We start from the raw sequence: 21,119 nt of genomic DNA, 5'->3' as shown, positions 1-21,119 counted from the left end.
TTTTCAAACGATCTCCGCATTCGCTTGATCGGTCGTGTCAGACGGCCAGAACATGAAGGACTCTCGATGAAGTCTCCGCACCCGACGCTGACCGCGAATCGTGCACGCCCGCTCGTCAGGGCCATCGCGGCCGCTGCGACCGCTCTGATGGTCGCGGCTTTCACCGTTCCGGCCGCCCAGGCCGCCGTGCCCGAACACGTGGCGCAGTGGCAGTTCACCACCGCTCCTGTCATCGTCGACTCCAGCGTCGGCGCCAACGTGTTCAGTGCGACCGGCGGCACCGAGCCCTCGGCGAGCCTGCGACCGGTCACCACCGACCCGCTCACCGCGTATACCCACGATGAGGCGGAGGGATCGGTCCGCTACCAGGGGTGGAACGATGGCGCCGGAAGCAAGTCTTGGCTGGTCCTCCTCTCCACTCGCGGCTACACGGACCTCACCGTCAGCTCCCAACAGCGCTCCAGCGGCTCCGGTCCTCGCGATTTCGCGGTGCAGGTGAGCACCGACGGTCAGCTGACGTGGCAAGACGTCGCCGGTGGCACCCTCGCCGTCAGCGGCGACTTCGCAACGGGAACCACCTCGTCACTCCCCCTGCCCGCTTCCGCCGCCGACAAAGACGAGGTCGCGATCCGCTGGGTCACCACCTCCACGACGAGCGTGAGCGGCGAGACCGTCGGCGCGACCGGCTCCAGCCGGATCAGAGACGTCTCGGTGTCCGGCATCCCCACGGGCGACCCGGTGGAGAAGCCCACCACAGCGATCTCGTTCACTCCTCCGCAGGGTGCCGACACCGTGCAGACGGATGCTCCTGTCTCGGTGAAGTTCAACAAGTCAGTAGCCGTGCAGCAGGGAGCCACCGCGTCGATCGTCGACGGCGAGGGCGCAACGGTGAGCGGTGTCGACCTCACCGCAGACGGATCGACCGTCACCGTACAGCACGACGCATTCGCCCCCGGCCGCACGTACACGGTCACCATCCCGAAGACGGCCATCGCCGGAACGGACGATCAGATCGCTCCGACCGCCGATATCACCTGGTCCTTCAGCACGGCCGCTGTGCAGAAGGACTCCGTCGCCGAGTGGATCTTCGACGATGACGACGACAAGGGCGTCTTCTGGGCGACCGGCGGGGCCTATGCCGATCACTCCGCGCTGACCAGCGTGGGAACGAACGGGGAGTACGGGTTCCACGCCGACCGGGGCAACGCGATCTCCGCCCAGGGCTGGAGCGGTGGCATGCGCACCAAGTACTGGCTCGCCGCGCTCTCCACGACCGGATTCGAGAACATCGCCGTCGCCTCGGAGCACAGCGCCTCCGGATCAGGACCGCGAGACTTCGTCGTCGAGATGAGCACCGACCGCAAGACCTGGACCGAGGTCCCCGGCACGGCCATCAAGACCGCAACGCACACCTTCGCCTGCCCAGAAGACACCTGCCTGGTAAAGAACGTCGCGCTCCCTGATGCCGCCTCGGGTGCGCAGACGCTCTTCGTCCGCTGGATCATGACGTCGAACTCACCCTCCAACACCACAGACAACGAGACGGTCGGCGGATACGGAGACAGCTTCATTCGGAACATCCGCATCACCGGCGATCGCGTCGACGGCACACCCACGGTGATGCCCACCTTCGATGTGCTCTCCACACCGGCGGACGGCTCTGCCACCATCGCCCGTGACGTCCCGGTCGAGGTGCGATTCAACAAGAAGATCAAGATCATCGACGCGGCCGGCATCCGGATCGTGGACGAGACGGGCGCAGCCGCCGACGGCGTCGTCGCCACCGTCGAAGACGACACGCTGCGCATTGCGCACGACTCATTCGGATTCGGGCATCGCTACACGGTCTCGGTCGCATCGTCTGCTGTCGCCGCCACCGATGGCGTCACCCCCGCACAGGACATCAGCTGGAGCTTCAGTACCGTGGTCAAGACCCCCAGCACCTTCTCGATGAACATCAATGGCGACCCGCGCACCACCATGGGGTTCGCCTGGTACACACCTCCGCAGGTCACCGACACGAAGGTGCAGCTCGCACCGGCCGACAATCAACACGGTGAGGGCTTCCCGACCGACGGGGTGATCGAGTTCGACGGCACGTCCGAGGTCATCGACACGTTCGTGACCGCCGACGACCGCGAGGCTCGCCGCACCACGAAGTTCTCGAGCCACCGCGTGACCGCCGAAGACCTCACCCCCGGAACGAAATACGTCTACCGGGTCGGCGACGGCAGCGCGAACGGCTGGGGAAAGATCGGTACCTTCACCACGGACACGGCCAAGGAAGAGCCCTTCCACTTCATCTTCAGCGCCGACTCCCAGGCGTCCGACCTGTCGAACTTCCTCGAGTGGAAAGACACCTTCGTCAAGGCGATCGACACGATCGACGACCCGAAGTTCATCCTCGTGAACGGTGACCTCGTCGACAACGGCGACCTCGAAGAGCAGTGGCAGTGGATGCTCGACAGCGCAGCCGACCAGCTCGCCCACGTGCCCTACGTCCCCGTGCTCGGCGGACATGAGGTCGAGGACTCCGGCACCCTGCCCAACAACAACTTCTACAACCACTTCAACACGCCGAAGGACTCCGGCACCGGCGCCCATGACGGCTCCGTCTACTCCTTCGAATACGGCAACTCGCTCTTCATGCAGTTCAACTCCCAGTACGGCGGCTTCCTCGACGACGACGGCAACATCGGTCGGATCGACACGGAGTTCGCCAACCAGCTCGACTGGCTGCGCCGCACCGTCGCTGAGACGGATGCGCGCTGGAAGTTCGTCTCCCTCCACAAGGGCGTGTACTCCGCCGGCGAGAACGTCTGCAACTGGGAGGCCGACCGCGTGGCCTTCTACGAGAAGGTGCTCGTCCCGGTGTTCCAGGAGACCGGCGTCGACGTCGTCTTCGAAGCACACGACCACATGTACATGCGCTCTCACCAGATGCTCGACGGAAAGCCTGTCGACACCATCACCGACGAGAACGGCAACATCGTCGTCCAGTACGACGTCACCGATCCCAACGGCATCCTGTACTTGATGCCGAACGCGCTCGGCAACAAGTTCTACGAGACGCCCGAGGGTTGCGACACGTCATTCGCCGCGATCAATGAGCAGCCTGAGAAGAAGATGTTCGTCGACTTCTCGGTCACCGACGACACCCTCTCGTTCAAGGCCTACACGGCCGCGAAGTCCGATGAGTCAGCGGGCGACAACGGAGTGCGTCTCTTCGACGAATACGCCATCACCCGCACCGACGGCACGCCGGACCCTGTCCGCGATGCGAGCCTCACGATTGCCGACGGCAAGGCGAACTTCGCATGGAAGGCGCCCGCCGCATCGGAGGAGCCGGTGCGCGGTTACCGCATCTACGAGAAGGACGACAAGGTCGGCACCAACTGGAGCGCGTATATCCCCGCGGAGCCCGGCCGTACCGAGTACACCTTCGCGCAGCCGTTGTCCGATGACCCGACCGTGCGCTACGAGTTCGTCATCAAGGCGGTCGGCACGAAGGACAACTCGGCTCCGGTGGCCGTGGTCCCGCCCCGCGCGGGCGACGACGAGAAGGCGCCGACGGCGCCGGTCGGCCTCAGCATCCGGATCCCGTCGCAGTTCCAGATCGACCTGAGCTGGCTGCCGTCGACGGACGCCGTCGGCGTGACCGGTTACAAGGTGTTCCGTGACGGCGAGCTGATCGCTCGCACCACCACAACCACCTTCGCCGAGAAGGGGCTGACTCCTGGAACGACCTATGAGTACACGGTGAGTGCCTACGATGCCGCAGGAAACGAGTCCGAGAAGGCCACGCCCCGTCAGGCGTCGACGCCGCAGAATCCGACGACCTCGGACCCGCAGCGACCGTTCGGGCAGCACACCGAGTACGCCGCGGGCACGCTGAAGCCGAGCGCCTCCCAGGCCGAGCTCGACGCCACCGTCACAGGCCTCTACGACGCCTGGAAGGACGCCTACCTCACGCAGAACCCGTATGAGGATGACGAGTACTACGTCTACTACAACGGCAACGGTGAAGCGGGTGAGGAGACGCCGGATGCGGTGACCACGTCCGAGTCGAACGGCTACGGCATGCTGATCACGGCGATCATGGCCGGCCACGACCCGGACGCCAAGAAGTACTTCGACAGCCTGCTGCGGTTCTCCAAGGCGCACCCCAGCAGCATGGATCCGAACCTCATGGCCTGGCAGCAGCGCGACGACGGCACCGCGATCGTCAACACGCTCACGTTCGATCCGGAGAACCCGGATTGGGGCTGGTTCGGTGACGACGCCGCTACCGACGGCGACCTGGACATGGCCTATGCCCTCCTCATGGCCGACCAGCAATGGGGCAGCGGCGGCGAGTTCGACTATCTGGGCGACGCCCAGCGCATCATCGACGCCATCCTGAACAGCGCGATCCACCCGAGCGAGAACGTCGTCCTCCTGGGCGACTGGACGAAGGACGAAGCGGTGTACGGCCGCGGTACCCGCACATCGGACTTCATGATCCAGCACTTCAAGGACTTCGCGGCCGCGAGCGGGAACGAGCGCTGGACGACCATCGCAGACAAGACGCACGCCGTCTCGAATCAGCTGTTCACGGACCACAGCCCGATGACAGGCCTGTTGCCGGACTTCGCCTTCAAGGACGGCGACGGCTACCGACCCGCTGACCCCGAGTTCCTCGAGAGCGAGTTCGACGGCGCATACAACTGGAACGCGAGCCGCGTACCGTGGCGTCTCGGAACGGACTACCTCCTCACGGGCGACGACCGCACCAAGGAGCAGCTCGCCGCGATGAACGCGTGGATCGCGTCGTCGACCGGCGGCGACCCGACGACGATCGACCAGGGATACCTCCTCGACGGCGCACCCATCGAGGACGGCTTCGACCTCGCGTTCGCCTCGCCGTTCACGGTGAGCGCGATGCTCGACGGCGGCGACCAGGCGTGGCTGGACAGCCTCTGGCAGGTCAACACGGCCGATCCCGTGACGACCTACTTCGGTGACAGCATCCGGATGCTCTCGATGATCGTCGTCTCCGGCAACTGGTGGTCTCCGACCGGCGTCGGTCTCCCCCGTTCCGAGACGCCTCCTGCACCTCCTGCCGATGTGACGGCGACGGCGCTCGCGCCCGACTCCGTTGAGGTGTCCTGGACAGCGACCGGCGGCGCGCTCTTCTCGGCGGCGACGAACGGCGCGACCGTGATCGGCTACCGGATCTACCGGGACGGCGCGGCCGTCACGAGCGTGGCCGAAGGCACCTCCTTCCGAGACTCCGGGCTCACGGCGGGGACGACCTACGGCTACTACGTGACCGCGATCGACGTTCAGGGTCGCGAGTCGTCCCCGAGCCCGATCGCTTCGGCGACGACGCCGAAGTCCGGGGGCGGCGAAACGCCGACGACGCCGACGCCCCGCCCCGGGGACGGGCTTGCGACGACGGGTGGCGACGCGCCGGTCGGCCTGTTGATCGGCGGCGTCCTGCTGCTCGCCGCCGGTGGCCTGGCCCTGACCATGCGGAGGCGAGGTCGCGCCGGACGGAGTCGGAGCAACGTCTGATGTGACGGGTATGGTCGGGGCCATGAATCTCATCCTCATCCCCGGCCTCTGGCTCGATGCATCCAGCTGGAACGACGTCATCCCCGATCTCGAGCGTGCGGGTCACCGTGTGCATGCGCTCACGATGCCCGGTGTCGGCGCGGGCGCGGCTGAGTCGAGTGACATCGGCATCGCCGATTGGATCTCGGCGGCTGTCAGCGCGATCGACGCCGTCTCCGGACCGGTCGTGGTCGTCGGCCACAGCGGCGGCGGCAACGTCGCCTGGGGCGCTGTGGATGCGCGGCCCGAGCGTGTCGCGAGAGTCATCTTCGTCGACACGGTGCCGCCGCCCGCCGGCGTGGGGATCAGCGAGTTCGAGGTGGTCGATGGCGTCATCCCGTTCCCGGGCTGGGACTTCTTCCCCGACGAGGACGTCGAGGACCTCGACGAACCGACTCGCGCACGAACCGTGCCACTCACCGGAAGCGTGCCGGCACGCGTGCCCACCGATCCGATCGTGCTCGGGAACCGGGCACGGTTCGGAGTACCGGCGACGCTGCTCATGGGCAGCCTCGATCAGGAGACGCTGGAGTCGGAACTCGACAACTGGGGTCGGTACGGCGAGGAGTTCCGGGCGATCGAGAGTGTGGAGGTCGTACGGATCGACTCCGGGCACTGGCCGCAGTTCTCGGCCCCGGAGCGTCTCGCCGAGCTGATCAACGCAGCATTGACCGCCTGAGCGCGGCCGCTCGCCCGCTGGTCGCAGCCAGGCCTGCGGTCAGTGGCCCATTCCGAGGCCGCCGTCAACCGGGATGACCGCACCCGAGATGTAGCCTGCGTCGTCGCCGGCGAGCCAGGTGACGACGCCGGCGACCTCGTCGGGCGTTGCGAAGCGACCGGCTGGGATGTTGGCCTTGTACTGCTTCTGCGTCTCCTCGGGGAGCTCTGCCGTCATGTCGGTCTCGATGAATCCCGGAGCGACGACGTTCGCCGTGATGCCTCGACCGCCGAGCTCGCGCGTCAGTGAACGTGCGAAGCCGACGAGAGCGCTCTTCGAGGCGGAGTAGTTCACCTGGCCGGCCGAGCCGTACAGTCCCACGACACTGGAGATCAGGATGACCCGGCCGAAGCGGGCGCGGAGCATGCCCTTGGACGCGCGCTTGACGACGCGGAAGGTGCCGCCCAGGTTCGTCGCCACGACGCTGTCGAAGTCATCCTCGCTCATCCGCAGCAGCAGAGTGTCCTTCGTGATGCCGGCATTCGCCACGACGATCTCGACCGGTCCGAGCTGCTGCTCCACTTCGGTGAACGCGGCGTCGAGAGCTGCGGCATCCGTGACGTCTGCACGCACCGTGAGTGTGCCCTCAGGGCCCTCGCCGCTGCGTGCGGTGACCGCCACGCGGTATCCATCGCGGACGAATCGCTCGGCGATCGCCCGGCCGATGCCGCGGTTGCCTCCGGTGACGAGGACGACGCGCTGAGCACTCATGTTCCACTCCTGATCTGGCGGCGGCTTCCGGGCGGCCGAGCCGAGAACGATCCTATCGAGGATGCCGCGACCGACACCCGCGAAACGTTTGACAGATCCATCCACGGCTGAAACGCTGTGCAGGACGAAAGGCATCACTGTGAGCGACAACAGCACCCCCACTTCGCCCGCGGAGGACCCGTCCCTGACGCCACCTGCGGCCGCACCGGCGGCTCCGGCTCCTGTGTGGCCCGCCCCGGCCCCTGCCACCGCTCCGGTCTACCCGGTCGCACAGCCGGCACAGCCTCCGCAGGCGTATCCTGCGGCACCGACGCAGGCGTACCCCGGTGCCGCGCCGTCGTACCCTCCCGCCCCGCAGGCGTATTCGGGCGCAGCGCCCTCCTACCCTGCCGCTCCGCAGGCGTACCCTGGCCAACAGCAGAACTATGGCGTTCCGGGCCCGCCCGCACAGCCCGGCGGCTACCCGGTGTACGGCACTCCGATGCCTGCGACCTACGCGCCCGCTCGGCCGACCAGCGGACTCGCGATCACGTCACTGGTGTGCGGCCTGGCCGGCCTCCTGCTGAGCTGGCTGTTCATTCCGATGCTCGCCTCGGTGGTGGCTGTGATCACCGGACACATGGCACTCGGCCAGACCAAGAAGAACCCGGGGCTCGGTGGGCGCGGCCTGGCGTTCGCCGGCCTCATTCTCGGCTACGTGGTCATCGCCTTCCTAGTTCTGTCGATTGTGATGTCACTGGTCAGCCTCGTCTTCTTCGGAGCGTTCAGCCTGCCGTTCATCCTCAACTCGTAGCAGTCCACGCCGCTCGCATCGGCGTAGGCTGGAGTCATCGTGAAGGCCGAACGACACGCCCCTGCTGTCACCTCCCTGCCGCTGTCGCCGCAGGATGAGGTCGCTCATCGTGTCCGCCGCTATGCGCTCACGATGTCGATCCGAATCGCCTGTTTCGCACTGATGGTGCTGGTACACCCCTATGGCTGGTACACATGGGTCTTCGCGATCGCTGCGGCTGTACTGCCCTACATCGCCGTCGTGTTCGCCAATGCGGGCAGCGACAGCACCGAGACGCGAGCCGAATCGCCCGTGCAGCAACTGGAGAGTGCGGCGCCCGAGCCGACCGTCCCGCCGGCGGACCCTCAGATCGTGACGATTCACGAGACCCGCGAGGATCGGCCATGACCGCGCCGGAGTGCTCTCGAGCGGGCTGCCGGGTCGCCGCGACCCATCAGGTGGTGTGGCGCAATCCGCGCATCCACGCCGCCGATCGGGAGAAGATCTGGCTCGCCTGCGATGAGCACGTCACGTTCCTGCGCGACTACCTGGCCGCTCGGGACTTCCCGGTGACAGTCCGCGACGGTGTGCCCGCATGAGGGAACGGATTCTGCGCTGGGGTGTCTATGTCCTCATCGCGATCGGCTTCGCGGTCGGGTGCGCGTTCCTCTCGAACTGGCAGTTCGACCGCAATGAGTCGCGCGAGGAGCAGATCGAACTCGTCGAGCGGAACTACGATGCCTCGCCGGTGCCCCTCGCCCAGCTGATCGGCGACGACGGCGTACTCGACCCCCAGGACCAGTGGCATCCGGTGATCCTGCGCGGCGAGTACCTCGCCGAGGACCAGCTACTGGTCCGCAATCGCCCGCACGGCGGCACGAGCGCCTTCGAAGTGCTGGTTCCGTTCCGGGATGCGGATGGACGCGTGTTCATCGTGGATCGTGGCTGGGTTCCGCCGGGCGACGGTGAGGCGCCGGATGCCGTGCCAGCGCCGCCATCAGGTGAGGTCGAAGTGATCGTGCGGTTGCGGCCGGGCGAGCCGCTTCCTGCGTCGGGCCGAGGCGCGCCGACGGGGCAGGTACCGACGATCCACCTGCCGACGGTGGCGAAACTCGTCGACGGCGACGTCATCACCGAGGCGTACGGCCAGCTGGTCAGTGAGGACCCGGCACCCGAGACGGCGCCCAGCGGATTCGACTCCCCCACCGACGACCCCGGCCCCCATCTGTCCTACGCCATCCAGTGGATCCTGTTCGCGCTGATGGGCTTCGTCTTCATCGGCTACATCATCCGCACCGAGATCGTGAAGCACCGCGAGGATCTCGAGGGGGCTCCGGCGCCTGCGAAGCATCCCCGCCGCCGCGACCAGGACGCCGACACCGAGGACGAGCTTCTGGACGCCGGGGTCCGCTGACCTCGCCCCTTGCTCCGCGATGTCTTCCGAGAGATCTACGGCTGATCAGAGGGTGACGTCACCAGGGCATTTCCCGCTCGGGGTTGCGCGTGCCGTCGTTCGGCATGTGCGGCAGCTCCTCACCGCCAGCGCGGATGCAGAGCCAGCGCAGCTCTTCTGGGCTCTCGGGCAATGCCCGCCAGGTGCGCCATGCGCCCTGGCCCACGCGGATGACCGTGCCGGGGCCGACCTCGACGACGTCGTCATCCAGACCCATCTGTCCGCGCCCGCCGAGGAAGACGTACAGTTCTTCGACGCGCGAGTGCGTGTGCCAATAGCCGGCTTGCTCCCCCGGTGCGAGCGCGTTCGCGGTCATCCCGATGTACTGCATCGTGAGCTCATGATCGACGACCCTCCGGCCGTCGCGCGATCGCGCCTCATCGAACCCCCCGAAGTGACCTCGCCATTCATCGAGGGCGCCGATCTCGACCACCTGATACGCGTTCATCGCTGCTCTCCTTCGCTCGCTTCCGAGTCTGCCAGGACTCGAAGGAGGGAGGGTCGCCCGACGAGGGGCAAACTGCGGGCTACGCGAGCTCGATGAGGTCCTGGTATTCCTGGCTCCAGATGTCCTCGACACCGTCGGGCAGGATGAGCACGCGCTCGGGGTTCAGGGACTGCACCGCGCCCGGGTCGTGCGAGACGAGCACGACGGCGCCCTCATAGTGCGCGAGCGCATCCAGGATCTCTTCACGCGACGCCGGGTCGAGGTTGTTCGTCGGCTCGTCGAGCAGCAGCAGGTTCGCGGATGACACGACCAGCGTCGCCAGCGACAGACGGGTCTTCTCGCCACCGGAGAGCACGCCGGCGGGCTTGAGAACATCGTCGCCGGTGAACAGGAACGATCCGAGCACTCGTCGCGCCTCGGTCTCGGTGATGTGCGGAGCAGCGGACACCATGTTCTGGAGTACCGACCGCGACACGTCGAGGTTCTCGTGCTCCTGGGCGTAATAGCCGACCTTCAGGCCGTGCCCGGGCTCGAGCTGTCCGGTGTCCGGCTGGTCGACGCCCGCGAGCATGCGCAGCAGGGTGGTCTTGCCGGCGCCGTTGAGGCCCAGCACGACGACCTTGGAGCCGCGGTCGATCGCGAGGTCGACGTCGGTGAAGATCTCCAGCGAACCGTACGACTTCGAGAGGCCGGTTGCCATCATCGGCGTCTTGCCGCAGGGCGCGGGCTTCGGGAAGCGGAGCTTCGCGACCCGGTCGACCTGACGAACCTCATCCAGGCCGGCGAGGAGCTTCTCGGCGCGTGCCACCATCTGGTGCGCTGCGGCCGCCTTCGAGGCCTTCGCCCCGAAGCGGGCGGCCTGCTGCTGCAGCGTGGTCGCCTTCTTCTCGGCGTTCGCGCGCTCTTTCTTGCGGCGTTCCTCGTCGGCCACCCGCTGGCGCAGGTAGTTCTTCCAGTTCATGTTGTACGTGTCGATGCTCTGGCGATTCGCGTCAAGGTAGAACACCCGGTTGACGGTCTCCCCCACCAGTTCCACATCGTGACTGATCACGATCAGTCCGCCCTTGTACCCCTTGAGGAACTCGCGCAGCCACACGACGCTGTCGGCGTCGAGGTGGTTCGTCGGCTCATCGAGGATCATCGTCTCGGCGTCGGAGAAGAGAATGCGAGCCAGCTCGATGCGTCGACGCTGACCGCCCGACAGCGTGGAGAGCGGCTGGTCGAGGATGCGGTCCGGCAGCGAGAGGTTGTTGGCGATGGAGGCCGCCTCAGCCTCTGCCGCGTAGCCGCCCTGCGCCTCGAACTGCTCGGTCAGACGCGCATAGCGCTTCATCGCCTTCGCGGCCACGTCGGGGTCATCCGAGCCCATCGCGGACGCCGCCTCGGTCATGCCGAGGTTCAGTTGTCCAAGACCGCGGGCGTCGAGGATGCGCGTGCGCGCGAGGTCTTCCGGGTTGCCGGAACGCGGATCCTGCGGCAGGTAGCCGAGCTCACCGGAACGGTCGACGCGGCCTCCTGAGGGCAGCACATCGCCGGCGAGCACTTTGGTCAGCGTGGTCTTGCCCGCGCCGTTGCGGCCGACGAGGCCGATCTTGTCGCCGTCGCCGACACGGAACGAGACGTGCTCCATGAGGAGGCGGGCGCCCACGCGAATCTCGAGGTCGTGCACGGCAAGCACAGCAGGTTGTCCGTTCGTCAGGGAGGATGCGGCCGAAGGGCCAGCCTCTCAGTATAGATTGCGCTGGCTGGGCGTTCAGTCGAAGTAGAGCGACCGATGCAGACGACAACCGGGGTTGAATTCCGCGTCGCAGGTCGGGCACGCATCGACGCGCAGATAATCCTCGATGCGCAGGCGGGAGCAGCACACGCCGCAGACCACGGCCTCCGTGGTCCGAGCCGTCGCCGGCCATGGGCGTGAGGGATGATCGGTGATCGCCTCATGGCACAGATGACACGGAAACCACTCCTCGCAGCAGTGGAAGAGCAGAGCGATCACGTCGAGCTCGCTGTGATAGTGCGCACATCGGGTCTGCTCGTCGACGAGCAGACCCCGCACACGAACCGTCCCGAGCTCGGTGATCGACTCGGCGGATATACCTCCGGAGGCTGACACGGACGATACCGCGGAGGGATGCCGCATCCGCCACCTGCTTCCTAATCTTCTCGGGTGGATGTTATCAACGAGCTCATCATGCAGACCGTCACCTCACCCTGGCTCTACCTGATCATGCTCGCGGTGGCGATCATCGATGGCTTCTTCCCGCCGATTCCGAGTGAGACGGTGCTGGTCGCTGCCGCTGCAGTCGGAGCGTCCAGCGGCGGCGTCAACATCGCACTCCTCTGCGCTGTCGCCGCTATCGGCGCAGCGATCGGCGACAACATCGCCTACGCGATCGGACGCCGACTGGGCACCCGGCGATTCGCATGGATGCGGCGCCCCCGCGTCGCCGCCGCATTCGTCCACGCGCAACGTGCGCTCGACGACCGCAGCGCCACTCTGATCCTCGGCGCCCGCTACATCCCGGTGGGACGCGTCGCCGTGAACATGTCGGCCGGGGCGTTGGACTTCGCGTGGCGGCGCTTCATCCCCCTGAGTCTTCTCGCAGGCGCGAGCTGGAGCATTTTCAGCGTCGGGATCGGCCTCTTCGCAGGTTCCTGGGTCAAGGATCAACCTCTCCTCAGCGCTGCCATCGGTGTCGTTCTCGCGCTCCTGATCGGGTTCACCGTCGATCGGGTAGCAGCGCGACGTCGGCGCGCCGCTGTGCCGCAACTGGCAGGATGAACGTCATGGCGAATCGCCGGCAGCGCACCAGACGCTCCCCCCGGATCAGCCGCCGCAACGCCACCGTGTTGCTGTGCGCGGCACTCGTCGCGCTGCTCGCAGTTCTGGTGCCGGTGCAGACCGTGCTCTACGGCACGCCGTTGCCTCTGACATTCATCCTCGGCGGTGCGCTCTGCTCGGCACCGCTTCTTGCGATCTCGCGCCCGCGGAGGGCGATCGCGCTGTTCTGCAGCGCGGCATTCGCGCTTCCGCTGTTCGTCGTCCCCGAGCTGGCCACTGCCTCGCCCTGGCCCTGGTCCGTGCCTGCCCTGATCACCTTCGTGCTGTTCGTCGGCGTCGTGACGTTCGTGCACGGCGCCCGTCTGGGCGCCGCGCCCCTGGTGATCGGTCTGCTGTCCTCCCTCACCGCCCCGTTGTTGCGCCCCGACATCATCACGACACCGGGCATCGCCTCCAGTGCCACCGCCGACATGATCGTGACGGCCTCCCTCGCTGTCGCGATGTTCCTCATCGCGACGCTCGTCGCCGCGCGTGCCCGCGTCGACGCAGAGCTGACCAGGGAGCGCGAGCACAGCGCGCTCGAAGAGGCGCGTCGGGCCCTCATCGAGGAGCGCACCCGCATCGCTCGCGAGTTGCATGATGTCATCGCGCACAGCATGTCGGTCATCCAGGTGCAGGCTTCCACGGCGCGCTACCGCCTGCCCACCATCAGCGAACAGGCCGCCGCCGAGTTCGAGGACATCGCGGCGACGGCACGCGCATCGCTCACCGAGATGCGGCGAATGCTCGGGGTGCTGCGTACCGAGGATCAGTCGATCGAACTCGCTCCACAACAGGGCATCGACGATATCCCGGCGCTCGTCGACAGCATCCGTCGGGCAGGCGTCGAGGTCGGCTTGGAGATCGTCGCCGGGGAAGCGCCCTCCGTCGCTCCCAGTGTGCAGATCGCCGCCTTCCGCATCGTCCAGGAGGCGATGAGCAATGCCGTCCGCCATGCGCCCGGCACCACCATCTCGGTGCGTGTGCGCATCGACGCCGATGCCGTGCACATCCGAGTGCAGAACTCAGCTCGGACGACGGTCCCCGCCGAACCCGCCAGCGGGCACGGCCTGCGCGGCATGCGCGAACGCGCCGAGATCCTCGGCGGTGCATTCTCTGCCGGGCCCGATGCCGACGGCGGATGGATCGTCGAAGCCACACTGCCACTCACCACCGAGAACCTCGATCCGACAAGGAGAATTCGTGACGATCAGCGTCCTCATCGCCGATGACCAGGCCATGGTGCGCGCCGGGTTCGCCGCGCTCCTCGACGCCCACGAGGGCATCCAGGTCACGGGTCAAGCATCCAACGGCCTCGAAGCCGTCACGCTGTCGGCGCGCCTGGACCCGGATGTCATCCTCATGGACGTGCGGATGCCGGAACTCGACGGCATCGAGGCGACCCGTCGCATCCTCGGGCCGTCATACCCCGCGGCACACGTGCCGCGGATCCTGATGCTCACCACGTTCGACATCGACGACTATGTCTACGATGCCCTCCAAGCGGGAGCCAGCGGCTTCATGCTGAAGGATGCGTTGCCGGAAGAGCTCGTGCACGCGGTGCGGGTCGTCGCCGGCGGTGACGCCCTGCTTGCGCCGAGCGTGACCCGGCGGATGATCGAGCAGTTCGCCGGTCACCGGCCACGGTCTCCGCGCTCCGAGACCGTGTTGAACGGCCTGACCGAACGCGAACGCGAGGTACTGGTGCTCATCGGCCAGGGCAAGTCCAACGGCGAGATCGCCAAAGAGCTCTTCATCGCCGAACAGACCGTGAAGACGCACGTCGGCAAGGTCCTCGCCAAGCTTGATCTCCGCGATCGCGTGCACGCCGTGATCCTCGCCTACGACACCGGTCTGGTCGAGCCGAGCTCCTGAATCACCCCCTGGTAGGGGCAGAGACGACACCGCCGGTTGATGCTGCGCTGGACACCCGCTCCATAGTCTCCTGGGACACCGTTCCCGAGGAGGACTCATGGCCACCGTCCAGGCGCCGCAGATCGCCGTATCAGCACGCCCCGTGAAAGGGCTTCGCGACACCGGCATCGACTTCATCCGCGCCCTCTGCGTCGTCGGCGTCGTCCTTCTGCACGCCATCATGGTCGGCGTCACGGTCACCGATGCGGGGCCCGTCTTCGAGAACGCGAGCGACGGGACCTGGTGGATCACACCACTGAGCTGGATTCTCCAGGTGATGCCGCTGTTCTTCATCATCGGCGGATTCTCCGGCCTCATCGCCTACCGCCGCACGAAGAACCGCGGCGGCACCGCCACCGGATTCGTGGCCGGACGCCTGCATCGGCTGCTGCGCCCAGCGATGTTCACCATCGGTATCGTCGGCGCGCTCCTCGCTCTTCTGGCCGTTGTCGGAGTACCCGCCGACCTCATCGCGACCGCCGGCTTCCGGTACGGTCAACCGCTGTGGTTCCTCGGAGTGTTCCTGCTCTGCCAGGCTCTGCTTCCCCTGTTCGCCGCCGCTCACGAGCGTGCCCCGTTCCTCGCCATCGGCGTGCTCGCGTCGACCGCGGTCGCCGTCGACGCGCTGCGTCAGGCCAGCGGAATCGATAGGCTCGGGTTTCTGAATCTCGCCTTCGTCTGGCTGACCCTGCAGCAACTCGGTTTCTTCTTCGCCGACGGCAGCATCGATGCGCTGCCCAGACGCACCCGCGCCCTGGCAGCCGCCGGCGCCCTCGCGATCCTCATCGGTACGTTCCTCTTCGGGGTGTACTCCCCCGACCTCGTGGCGAACATCAACCCGCCCACGGCTGCTCTGCTGCTCGTCGGCGTCGTACACATTGCGCTCGTCTCGCTGTATCGCGATCGCCTCCAGCAGCTCAGCCGTCGGCCCCACGTGGCGGCGTTCACCGCTTTCGTCACCCGACGCACCATGACCATCTACCTCTGGCACATGCCGGTGCTGCTCGCGATGGCCGGGCTCTCGGCGGTCGGTGCGATCGTGACCGGCGTCGCCCTTCCCGATCTCGACAGCGCGGGCTGGTGGCTCGGACGACCGCTCTGGCTCGCCCTGGCTTTGGCTCTGACCGCCCTGGTGGCGATCGCGTTCACCCGCTTCGAGACCGCAGCCGCCCCGCGGGCGCACGACTCCGCGCGGCGCCTCTCGATCGCCACGCTGATCGGGCTGAGTGCCGTCCTGATGCTGCTCGTCTTCGGGACGTCCGTCGTCACCGCCGGCATCGCCGTCGCCCTGATCGTCCTGTCCCTGCGGCTCTCCCGGCGCGGGGTGTCAGGCGAGTCCTCTGGCGGCGAGGGCGTCTCCGACGTCGTCCGCGTGTCGGAGAGTGATGACCAGCAGCGGAACGACGGAACGCACACCGAGACGCACGCCTCGCGCATCCTGCGCATCCCGCACACGATCGGCGAACCCCGTCACCACCGGGATCATGGTGATGGTGAGCGATATCGTCATCGCCACGGAATCGGCGTCGATGCCGATCCTTCCGAGCGGGCGGAGCATTCGGTGCAGCACGGCGAGCAGGTCGGCCATTCGTGTGGTGAGCGTGAGCAGGCTGGCGAGCAGCACGAGGGCGACGACTCGTCCGGTATTGACCCAGGCCGTCACTGGCGAGACGAAAACCGTCAGCGCCACACCGAGGAGCAATACGATCCATCGCAGCCGCCACGCCTCCACGGCGAGAACGCGCACGGGAAAGCGGGCGACGGCGTAGAGCCCGCACACCGCGACGAGCACGGCGGCGATGCTCCAGACGTCGTGCGGATACAGCGACAGCGCGAGAGCCACCGACGCGAAGAGCGCGAGCTTCACGCCAGCCGGTGACCGATGCAGGACGCTGGATCCCGGCCGGTACAGGAGGATCATCCGCACACCCTGCGGTAGGTCTCGATGATCTCCGCAGGATCTCCCTCGTCGACGACTCGGCCCTCCTCGAACAGGACCGCGGCGTCGCACCGGGCGGCGAGATCGAGATCGTGGGTGACGAGCACCACCTGCGCGGGCTGCGCGAGAAGCAGATCACCGATCCGCTTCGCGTTGCGCAGGTCGAGGAGAGTCGTGGGCTCGTCGGCCACGATGAGCTCGGGTTCTGTGATCAGCACGGAGGCCAGCGCCAGCATCTGCTTCTGCCCTCCGGAGAGCGCAGAAGCGGGTGCGTCCGCGTGCTCGGCCAGCCCGTGGGCGTTCAGCGCCTCACGGACGCGATGCGCGATCTCCGCACGATCCCGGCCCCGCAGGGACAGCGCCAGATCCTCGGCCGGCGTCGGCATCAGGATCTGCGCCTCCGGATTCGAGAAGACGAAGCCCACCCGGCGGCGCAGCTCCCGTCGCTCCCGCACGGCGTCCAGTCCATGCACCGTGACGGTTCCCGCGGAGGGCGCGATGAGCCCGTTCAACAACCGAGCGAACGTGGACTTTCCGGATCCGTTCGCCCCGATCACGGCGATCCGTCGAGCGGCGAGCTCGACGGATACGTCGCTGAGGATCGCACGTCCCTCGCGCTGCACCGAGACGTGTGCGAGCGTGACGGTGCCGAGCAGTGTGTCAGGCGACACGTGCCGGTGCGGCCTGATCGAGGGTGCGGATGCCGAATGCGGGAGGGTAGGCGCGCCGAAGCGCGAGCGTGAGTGCGGTGGCCGCGCCGGCCTTCAGCAGGTCGCCGGGCAGGAAGACGGTGCTCGCCAGCGCCGACGGCCCCAGATCCAGACCCAGGACGAGGGCCGTCACCGGGATGCCGAAGAGGTACACGACGAGGATGCCGCCCACGACCGTTCCCAGCGCCGTGCGCCACCAGGTGATCCTTCCGCCGTGCACGATGAGTCCGACGACGAGCGCACCCGCGATCCAGCCGATCAGGTACCCCGCCGAAGGACCGAAGAACACACCGAGACCGCCGCGACCGCCCGCGAGCACGGGCAGGCCGATGGCGGCGAGCACGAGCACCAGCAGCACGGCGAGCGGGGCGCGTCGCGGACCCAGCACAGCGCCGGCGAGCATGACTCCGAGGGTCTGCGCGGTGATGGGCACGCCACCCGGAATCGGGATCGTCGCCATTCCGAGAACGACGATGAGGGCTGCGAAGATCGCGATACGGGCCAGATCGCGACCGATGTCGCCACGCTGCTCGGACATGGAGTTTCCTCTCGACGGGGTTCCTGCGCTCGTCGACTCGGTTGCTGAGCCCGTCGAAGCACCTGAACACTGTTCACTTGAACGCCGTTCAGTATACTGATGGGATGAGCCCCGCACGACACGACCGCCAGAGCGTCGTCGCCTGCGCGCTGCAGCTGCTCGACGATGTCGGACTTCCCGACCTGTCGATGCGCCGTCTCGCGGCCGAACTCGATGTGCAGGCGAGCGCCCTGTACTGGCATTTCCCGAATAAGCAGCAGCTGCTGGCCGCAGTCGCCGACCGCATCCTCAGTGCCGTCCCTGATCCTGACCCCTCGCTCGCGCTCGCTCCCACAGCCCGCGCGATCCGCGACGCACTACTCGCCTACCGCGACGGCGCCGAAGTCGTCATGAGCACGTACGCGCTTCGCCTGGGCACCCGACGCGCACAGGCGGCGCTTGCGGCCTCAATCGGCGACAACGGCGGCGACGCCGGGCCGTTCGCCGACGCGGCCTTCGAGTTCATCCTCGGTCACGCGATGCTCCTGCAGCAACGCATGCATGCGCAGAGCATCGGTGCGATCGACGCCGATGGCGCTGATCCGACCGCCCATTCCGTCGACGTCTTCGAGGCCGGCATTCGCGCCTTCGAGTCTCTCAGCGCGACCCGTCACCCAGCCGAAGCCCCGGAATCAGGGCGACCAGCAGCAGCACAGCCGTGAACACGTAGACGACGGGGAACCCCGAGCCTCCGAATGGAAGTGCAAGGAACAGCAGTCCGGCCAGGGCGATCGTGACGGCCGAACCCGTGGAATCCGAAATCGAGAGCGCGGAGGAGTTGAACCCCTCGTTCGCGGACGTCGAGTACGCGAGGGTGAGCACCGTCAACCTCGGGTAGAGCAACCCCATGCCCGCGCCGGCAAAACCCCAGCCGATCACCGCGAGCCAGGGCATTGCGCCGGTGACGGAGACGACGAGAATGCTGAGCACGGCCACGAGCAGCAGCGGGACGCTGATGACCACGATGCGGGTGCTGCCGAGCCGGTCTCCGTAGCGCCCCTGCAGCGCGGAAGCGCTCGACCATGCCAGTGCGGCGATGGTGAGGGCGAGTCCCGCGAAGGTCGGGCTGAATTCGAAGCGGTCCATCAAGAGCTTCGGCACATATGCCTCGGCCGCGAAGAATGCCCCCGCCGCGAGACCCCGCATCAGGATCACGCTGGGCAGGCCGCGCCTGGCCTGCAACGCCCCGGGCGGCAGCAGCGGCAGGATCGCGAAACCGAGGACGACGAGCGCTCCGAGCGCGATCGGCCAACCGATCGCCGGACGAGCCTCGGCCGCGAAGCCGACGGCCACAGCCGCGACGGCGACGATCACGGCGCGCAGCATCCGCACACCGATCGATCCCCCGCGCGGGGTCTGCGCCGCTTCATCGGTCGGATCGGACGAACTCAGCGAGACGTTGCGCAGCCGCGCCATGACGAGGACGAACGCGAGCACCGTGAGCACGGCGACTCCGAGGAAAGCCCACCGCCAGTGCAGGAACTCGGCCACCGCACCGGCCAAGAACGGCCCGATCATCGACGGCACGACCCAGGCCGCGGCGTACGCCGCGAAGATCCTGCCGTGCAGCTCGGGCGGGTACACCCTGGCCACGACGACGTAGAGCGCCACGGTCTGCCCTCCGGCGCCCAGGCCCTGGATGAGGCGCCCCACGATGAAGGTGTACATGTCGGGCGCGAAGCCGGAGACCACCAGACCGATGATGAACAGTACGACGGCTGTGTACAGCGGCACCCGAGGGCCCGTGCGGTCGCTCCACGCCCCTGCGGCGACCATGCCGATCACTCCGGTCGCGAGGGTGCCGGAGAAGGCGACAGCGAACAGGGCCTCCCCGTCCAGATCGACGCTGACGATCGGCATGACGGTGGTCACTGCGAGCGCCTCGATGGCCGCGAGGAAGATCAGGACAACGGAACCGACGGTGATGCCGAGGCGCTGGCGGTCCCAGATCGATGCGGCGACCTGCGTGGCGCTCACCGGCCGACGAGCGCCGCGATGCGCTCGATGGCGTCGGTGATGATCTCGGGGCTGGTCCCGAAATTCAGACGCACGTGCCCTGCACCCTCGGTTCCGAACGCCGGCCCGTAGTGCAGAGCGACCTTCGCGTCCTGCAGGATGCGACGAGCCGGGTTGTCGCCCCAGCCGAGAGCCGTCAGATCGATCCAGGCGAGGTAGCCGGCGTCCGGGATCCGATAGCGCGCACCAGGGAGGTGCTCGGCCACAAGATCCGCGAGAAGCCGGCGATTCCGATCGAGCGTATGCAGGAGTCCGTCGAGCCAGACGTCGCTTTCCTCGGAGAACGCCGCGACCGCCGCGAGCAGACCGAACTGGCCGGTGCGCCATTCCACTTCGACCGGGAGACGGCGAACGATCGCAGTGGTCTCTTCCGAGGCCGTGACCATCAGAGCGCACTTGAGCCCGGCGAGGTTGAACGCCTTGCTCGCGCTGACGACCGCGTAGCCGACGCGTCGAGCGGCATCGTTCACCGAGAGGAAGGGGGTGAACGCGGTGCCCGGCTGAACGAGAGGGGCATGAATCTCATCGGAGACGACAGCGACCCCGTACTCGTCGGCGAGAGCAGCGAGAGCGGCGAGAGAATCCCGGCTGTGCACGGTGCCGGTCGGATTGTGCGGATTGCAGAGCAGGATCGCGCGTGCGCCGTCATCGAGCGCCGAGCGGATGCCGTCGACATCGAGCTCCCACCCGGTCCCGGTGTCGCGCAGCGGGACGCGCTCGACCACACCGCCGGCCTCGGTCACGAGCTCGAAGAACGGCGGGTACACCGGCGTCGTGACGATGACGCGCTCCCCCGGTGCGACGACGCGGCGAAGGATCTCGACGATGCCCATGCTGACGTCGGCTGTGCTGCGCATCCGGCCGGGATCCGGATCCCAGCCGAACCGGCGCCGCGCGAAGGCGGCGTACGAGTCGGCGAGCGGGGTGCGGGAGGCCACATACCCGGTGTCCCCCGCCGCCACAGCGCGTTGCAGTGCGGCGGTGATCGCGGGCGCGAGCGGGAAGTCCGTCTCGGCGACGAACAGCGGCAGCACGTCGTCGGGGTACTCACGCCACTTCTCGCTGGTGCGTGCGCGGAGCTCGGCCAGCGGGAGCGCTGTGACCTCCAGCATCCTCAGATCGCGAAGCCGAGGGCGCGCATCATGTCGCGCCCGTCGTCGGTGATCTTCTCCGGACCCCACGGCGGCATCCAGACCCAGTTGATGCGGAACCGGTCGACGACCTTGTCCAGCGCCTGCGCGGTCTGATCCTCAAGCACATCGGTGAGCGGGCAGCCGGCGCTGGTCAGCGTCATGTGGATGACGAGGGCGTCGTTCTCGTCATCCCAGGCCAGGTCGTAGATGAGTCCCAGGTCGACGACGTTGATCCCGAGCTCGGGGTCCATGACGTCCTTGAGAGCCTCGGTGACCTCGTCGTACTTCGCATCGGTGAGCGTCGCGGTCATA

20 protein-coding genes and 1 pseudogene are annotated in these 21,119 nt (G+C 67.4%); 11 read left to right on the top strand and 10 right to left on the bottom strand.

Translation table 11 applies throughout. The annotated features are described in order from the left end of the window. Positions 1–66: 66 nt before the first annotated feature. Together MRBLWO13_RS13725 and MRBLWO13_RS13720 are read left to right on the top strand one after the other, a co-directional pair. Positions 67–5,556 carry a glycosyl hydrolase family 8 gene (locus tag MRBLWO13_RS13725; RefSeq protein WP_341974550.1) on the top strand — a complete coding sequence of 1,830 codons (5,490 nt, stop codon included), beginning with the start codon at positions 67–69 and terminating at the stop codon, positions 5,554–5,556. A gap of 22 nt (positions 5,557–5,578) precedes the next feature. Further along, on the top strand, positions 5,579–6,274 hold the full coding sequence (locus tag MRBLWO13_RS13720; protein WP_341974549.1) for an alpha/beta hydrolase: 696 nt from the start codon (positions 5,579–5,581) through the stop codon (positions 6,272–6,274). 39 nt (positions 6,275–6,313) lie between these two features. Here the strand turns inward: MRBLWO13_RS13720 and MRBLWO13_RS13715 are convergent, their stop codons facing one another. Further along, positions 6,314–7,024, bottom strand: a complete 711-nt coding sequence (locus MRBLWO13_RS13715) for a beta-ketoacyl-ACP reductase (protein ID WP_045280106.1) — start codon at positions 7,022–7,024, stop codon at positions 6,314–6,316. A 139-nt stretch (positions 7,025–7,163) separates the two neighbouring features. Between MRBLWO13_RS13715 and MRBLWO13_RS13710 the strand changes: the two genes are divergently transcribed. Genes MRBLWO13_RS13710 through MRBLWO13_RS13695 form a run of 4 tightly spaced genes read left to right on the top strand, consistent with a single transcriptional unit; the run spans position 7,164 to position 9,210 of the window. Next, positions 7,164–7,817: a DUF4190 domain-containing protein gene (locus tag MRBLWO13_RS13710; protein ID WP_341974548.1), complete on the top strand. Its 654-nt coding sequence runs from the start codon at positions 7,164–7,166 to the stop codon at positions 7,815–7,817. A gap of 39 nt (positions 7,818–7,856) precedes the next feature. Beyond that, on the top strand, positions 7,857–8,204 hold the full coding sequence (locus tag MRBLWO13_RS13705; RefSeq protein ID WP_341974547.1) for a DUF3099 domain-containing protein: 348 nt from the start codon (positions 7,857–7,859) through the stop codon (positions 8,202–8,204). Then, positions 8,201–8,395 carry a hypothetical protein gene (locus tag MRBLWO13_RS13700; protein ID WP_341974546.1) on the top strand — a complete coding sequence of 65 codons (195 nt, stop codon included), beginning with the start codon at positions 8,201–8,203 and terminating at the stop codon, positions 8,393–8,395. The genes MRBLWO13_RS13705 and MRBLWO13_RS13700 overlap by 4 nt, the downstream gene beginning before the upstream one ends. Then, positions 8,392–9,210: an SURF1 family protein gene (locus MRBLWO13_RS13695; RefSeq protein WP_341974545.1), complete on the top strand. Its 819-nt coding sequence runs from the start codon at positions 8,392–8,394 to the stop codon at positions 9,208–9,210. Before MRBLWO13_RS13700 ends, MRBLWO13_RS13695 begins: the two co-directional genes overlap by 4 nt. Positions 9,211–9,268: 58 nt before the next feature. Here the strand turns inward: MRBLWO13_RS13695 and MRBLWO13_RS13690 are convergent, their stop codons facing one another. The 3 genes from MRBLWO13_RS13690 to MRBLWO13_RS13680 all read right to left on the bottom strand — a co-directional run bounded on the left by MRBLWO13_RS13690 (position 9,269) and on the right by MRBLWO13_RS13680 (position 11,837). Then, the gene (locus tag MRBLWO13_RS13690; protein WP_341974544.1) at positions 9,269–9,697 is read right to left on the bottom strand and encodes a cupin domain-containing protein; all 429 of its coding nucleotides are present in this window, start codon (positions 9,695–9,697) and stop codon (positions 9,269–9,271) included. Positions 9,698–9,776: 79 nt separating this feature from the next. Beyond that, entirely contained in the window at positions 9,777–11,375 is a 1,599-nt protein-coding gene (abc-f, locus tag MRBLWO13_RS13685; protein WP_341974543.1) for an ABC-F type ribosomal protection protein, read from the bottom strand. A 75-nt stretch (positions 11,376–11,450) separates the two neighbouring features. Next, entirely contained in the window at positions 11,451–11,837 is a 387-nt protein-coding gene (locus tag MRBLWO13_RS13680) for a CHY zinc finger protein (RefSeq protein ID WP_341974542.1), read from the bottom strand. Between the two features lie 27 nt (positions 11,838–11,864). Here MRBLWO13_RS13680 and MRBLWO13_RS13675 point away from each other — a divergent pair, with 27 nt between their 5' ends. The 4 genes and pseudogenes from MRBLWO13_RS13675 to MRBLWO13_RS13660 form a co-directional block, all read left to right on the top strand. Then, positions 11,865–12,479: a VTT domain-containing protein gene (locus MRBLWO13_RS13675; protein ID WP_341974541.1), complete on the top strand. Its 615-nt coding sequence runs from the start codon at positions 11,865–11,867 to the stop codon at positions 12,477–12,479. Positions 12,480–12,484: 5 nt separating this feature from the next. Continuing rightward, positions 12,485–13,750 carry a sensor histidine kinase gene (locus tag MRBLWO13_RS13670; RefSeq protein WP_341974540.1) on the top strand — a complete coding sequence of 422 codons (1,266 nt, stop codon included), beginning with the start codon at positions 12,485–12,487 and terminating at the stop codon, positions 13,748–13,750. Then, the gene (locus tag MRBLWO13_RS13665; protein WP_341974539.1) at positions 13,722–14,393 is read left to right on the top strand and encodes a response regulator transcription factor; all 672 of its coding nucleotides are present in this window, start codon (positions 13,722–13,724) and stop codon (positions 14,391–14,393) included. Before MRBLWO13_RS13670 ends, MRBLWO13_RS13665 begins: the two co-directional genes overlap by 29 nt. A 97-nt stretch (positions 14,394–14,490) precedes the next feature. Beyond that, positions 14,491–15,570: pseudogene (locus MRBLWO13_RS13660) on the top strand (acyltransferase); the annotation flags it as partial. A 189-nt stretch (positions 15,571–15,759) separates the two neighbouring features. Here MRBLWO13_RS13660 and MRBLWO13_RS13655 read toward each other — a convergent pair. The 3 genes from MRBLWO13_RS13655 to MRBLWO13_RS13645 are packed head-to-tail and all read right to left on the bottom strand — an operon-like array spanning position 15,760 to position 17,619. Beyond that, complete coding sequence (locus MRBLWO13_RS13655; RefSeq protein WP_341978403.1) at positions 15,760–16,353, bottom strand: energy-coupling factor transporter transmembrane protein EcfT; 594 nt, start codon at positions 16,351–16,353, stop codon at positions 15,760–15,762. Beyond that, on the bottom strand, positions 16,350–17,042 hold the full coding sequence (locus MRBLWO13_RS13650; RefSeq protein ID WP_341974538.1) for an ABC transporter ATP-binding protein: 693 nt from the start codon (positions 17,040–17,042) through the stop codon (positions 16,350–16,352). Before MRBLWO13_RS13650 ends, MRBLWO13_RS13655 begins: the two co-directional genes overlap by 4 nt. Beyond that, positions 17,032–17,619 carry a biotin transporter BioY gene (locus MRBLWO13_RS13645; RefSeq protein WP_341974537.1) on the bottom strand — a complete coding sequence of 196 codons (588 nt, stop codon included), beginning with the start codon at positions 17,617–17,619 and terminating at the stop codon, positions 17,032–17,034. The genes MRBLWO13_RS13650 and MRBLWO13_RS13645 overlap by 11 nt, the downstream gene beginning before the upstream one ends. A 104-nt stretch (positions 17,620–17,723) precedes the next feature. Between MRBLWO13_RS13645 and MRBLWO13_RS13640 the strand changes: the two genes are divergently transcribed. Continuing rightward, positions 17,724–18,320: a TetR family transcriptional regulator gene (locus MRBLWO13_RS13640; RefSeq protein ID WP_341974536.1), complete on the top strand. Its 597-nt coding sequence runs from the start codon at positions 17,724–17,726 to the stop codon at positions 18,318–18,320. Here MRBLWO13_RS13640 and MRBLWO13_RS13635 read toward each other — a convergent pair. From MRBLWO13_RS13635 to MRBLWO13_RS13625, 3 genes are read right to left on the bottom strand one after another with little or no spacing between them, the layout of a single operon-like run. Beyond that, positions 18,256–19,635 carry an MFS transporter gene (locus MRBLWO13_RS13635; RefSeq protein WP_341974535.1) on the bottom strand — a complete coding sequence of 460 codons (1,380 nt, stop codon included), beginning with the start codon at positions 19,633–19,635 and terminating at the stop codon, positions 18,256–18,258. The two genes, MRBLWO13_RS13640 and MRBLWO13_RS13635, sit on opposite strands and share 65 nt — an antisense overlap. Continuing rightward, entirely contained in the window at positions 19,632–20,786 is a 1,155-nt protein-coding gene (locus MRBLWO13_RS13630) for an aminotransferase class I/II-fold pyridoxal phosphate-dependent enzyme (protein ID WP_341974534.1), read from the bottom strand. Before MRBLWO13_RS13630 ends, MRBLWO13_RS13635 begins: the two co-directional genes overlap by 4 nt. 2 nt (positions 20,787–20,788) lie before the next feature. Then, complete coding sequence (locus MRBLWO13_RS13625; RefSeq protein ID WP_341974533.1) at positions 20,789–21,118, bottom strand: metal-sulfur cluster assembly factor; 330 nt, start codon at positions 21,116–21,118, stop codon at positions 20,789–20,791. Position 21,119 lies beyond the last annotated feature (1 nt).

Origin of the sequence: Microbacterium sp. LWO13-1.2, from assembly GCF_038397725.1 — a bacterium.
Taxonomy (GTDB): domain Bacteria; phylum Actinomycetota; class Actinomycetes; order Actinomycetales; family Microbacteriaceae; genus Microbacterium.
Note: the sequence above shows the minus strand (reverse complement) of the source record. Positions and strands in the feature narration are given on the sequence as shown.

What these genes read in the sequence shown, in the direction of transcription:
- MRBLWO13_RS13725 (WP_341974550.1), top strand. Translation starts at nt 67, where the DNA reads ATGAAGTCTCCGCACCCGACGCTGACCGCGAATCGTGCACGCCCGCTC.
- MRBLWO13_RS13720 (WP_341974549.1), top strand. Translation starts at nt 5,579, where the DNA reads ATGAATCTCATCCTCATCCCCGGCCTCTGGCTCGATGCATCCAGCTGG.
- MRBLWO13_RS13715 (WP_045280106.1), bottom strand. Translation starts at nt 7,024, where the DNA reads ATGAGTGCTCAGCGCGTCGTCCTCGTCACCGGAGGCAACCGCGGCATC.
- MRBLWO13_RS13700 (WP_341974546.1), top strand. Translation starts at nt 8,201, where the DNA reads ATGACCGCGCCGGAGTGCTCTCGAGCGGGCTGCCGGGTCGCCGCGACC.
- MRBLWO13_RS13695 (WP_341974545.1), top strand. Translation starts at nt 8,392, where the DNA reads ATGAGGGAACGGATTCTGCGCTGGGGTGTCTATGTCCTCATCGCGATC.
- MRBLWO13_RS13690 (WP_341974544.1), bottom strand. Translation starts at nt 9,697, where the DNA reads ATGAACGCGTATCAGGTGGTCGAGATCGGCGCCCTCGATGAATGGCGA.
- MRBLWO13_RS13680 (WP_341974542.1), bottom strand. Translation starts at nt 11,837, where the DNA reads ATGCGGCATCCCTCCGCGGTATCGTCCGTGTCAGCCTCCGGAGGTATA.
- MRBLWO13_RS13670 (WP_341974540.1), top strand. Translation starts at nt 12,485, where the DNA reads ATGGCGAATCGCCGGCAGCGCACCAGACGCTCCCCCCGGATCAGCCGC.
- MRBLWO13_RS13655 (WP_341978403.1), bottom strand. Translation starts at nt 16,353, where the DNA reads ATGATCCTCCTGTACCGGCCGGGATCCAGCGTCCTGCATCGGTCACCG.
- MRBLWO13_RS13645 (WP_341974537.1), bottom strand. Translation starts at nt 17,619, where the DNA reads ATGTCCGAGCAGCGTGGCGACATCGGTCGCGATCTGGCCCGTATCGCG.
- MRBLWO13_RS13640 (WP_341974536.1), top strand. Translation starts at nt 17,724, where the DNA reads ATGAGCCCCGCACGACACGACCGCCAGAGCGTCGTCGCCTGCGCGCTG.
- MRBLWO13_RS13630 (WP_341974534.1), bottom strand. Translation starts at nt 20,786, where the DNA reads ATGCTGGAGGTCACAGCGCTCCCGCTGGCCGAGCTCCGCGCACGCACC.
- MRBLWO13_RS13625 (WP_341974533.1), bottom strand. Translation starts at nt 21,118, where the DNA reads ATGACCGCGACGCTCACCGATGCGAAGTACGACGAGGTCACCGAGGCT.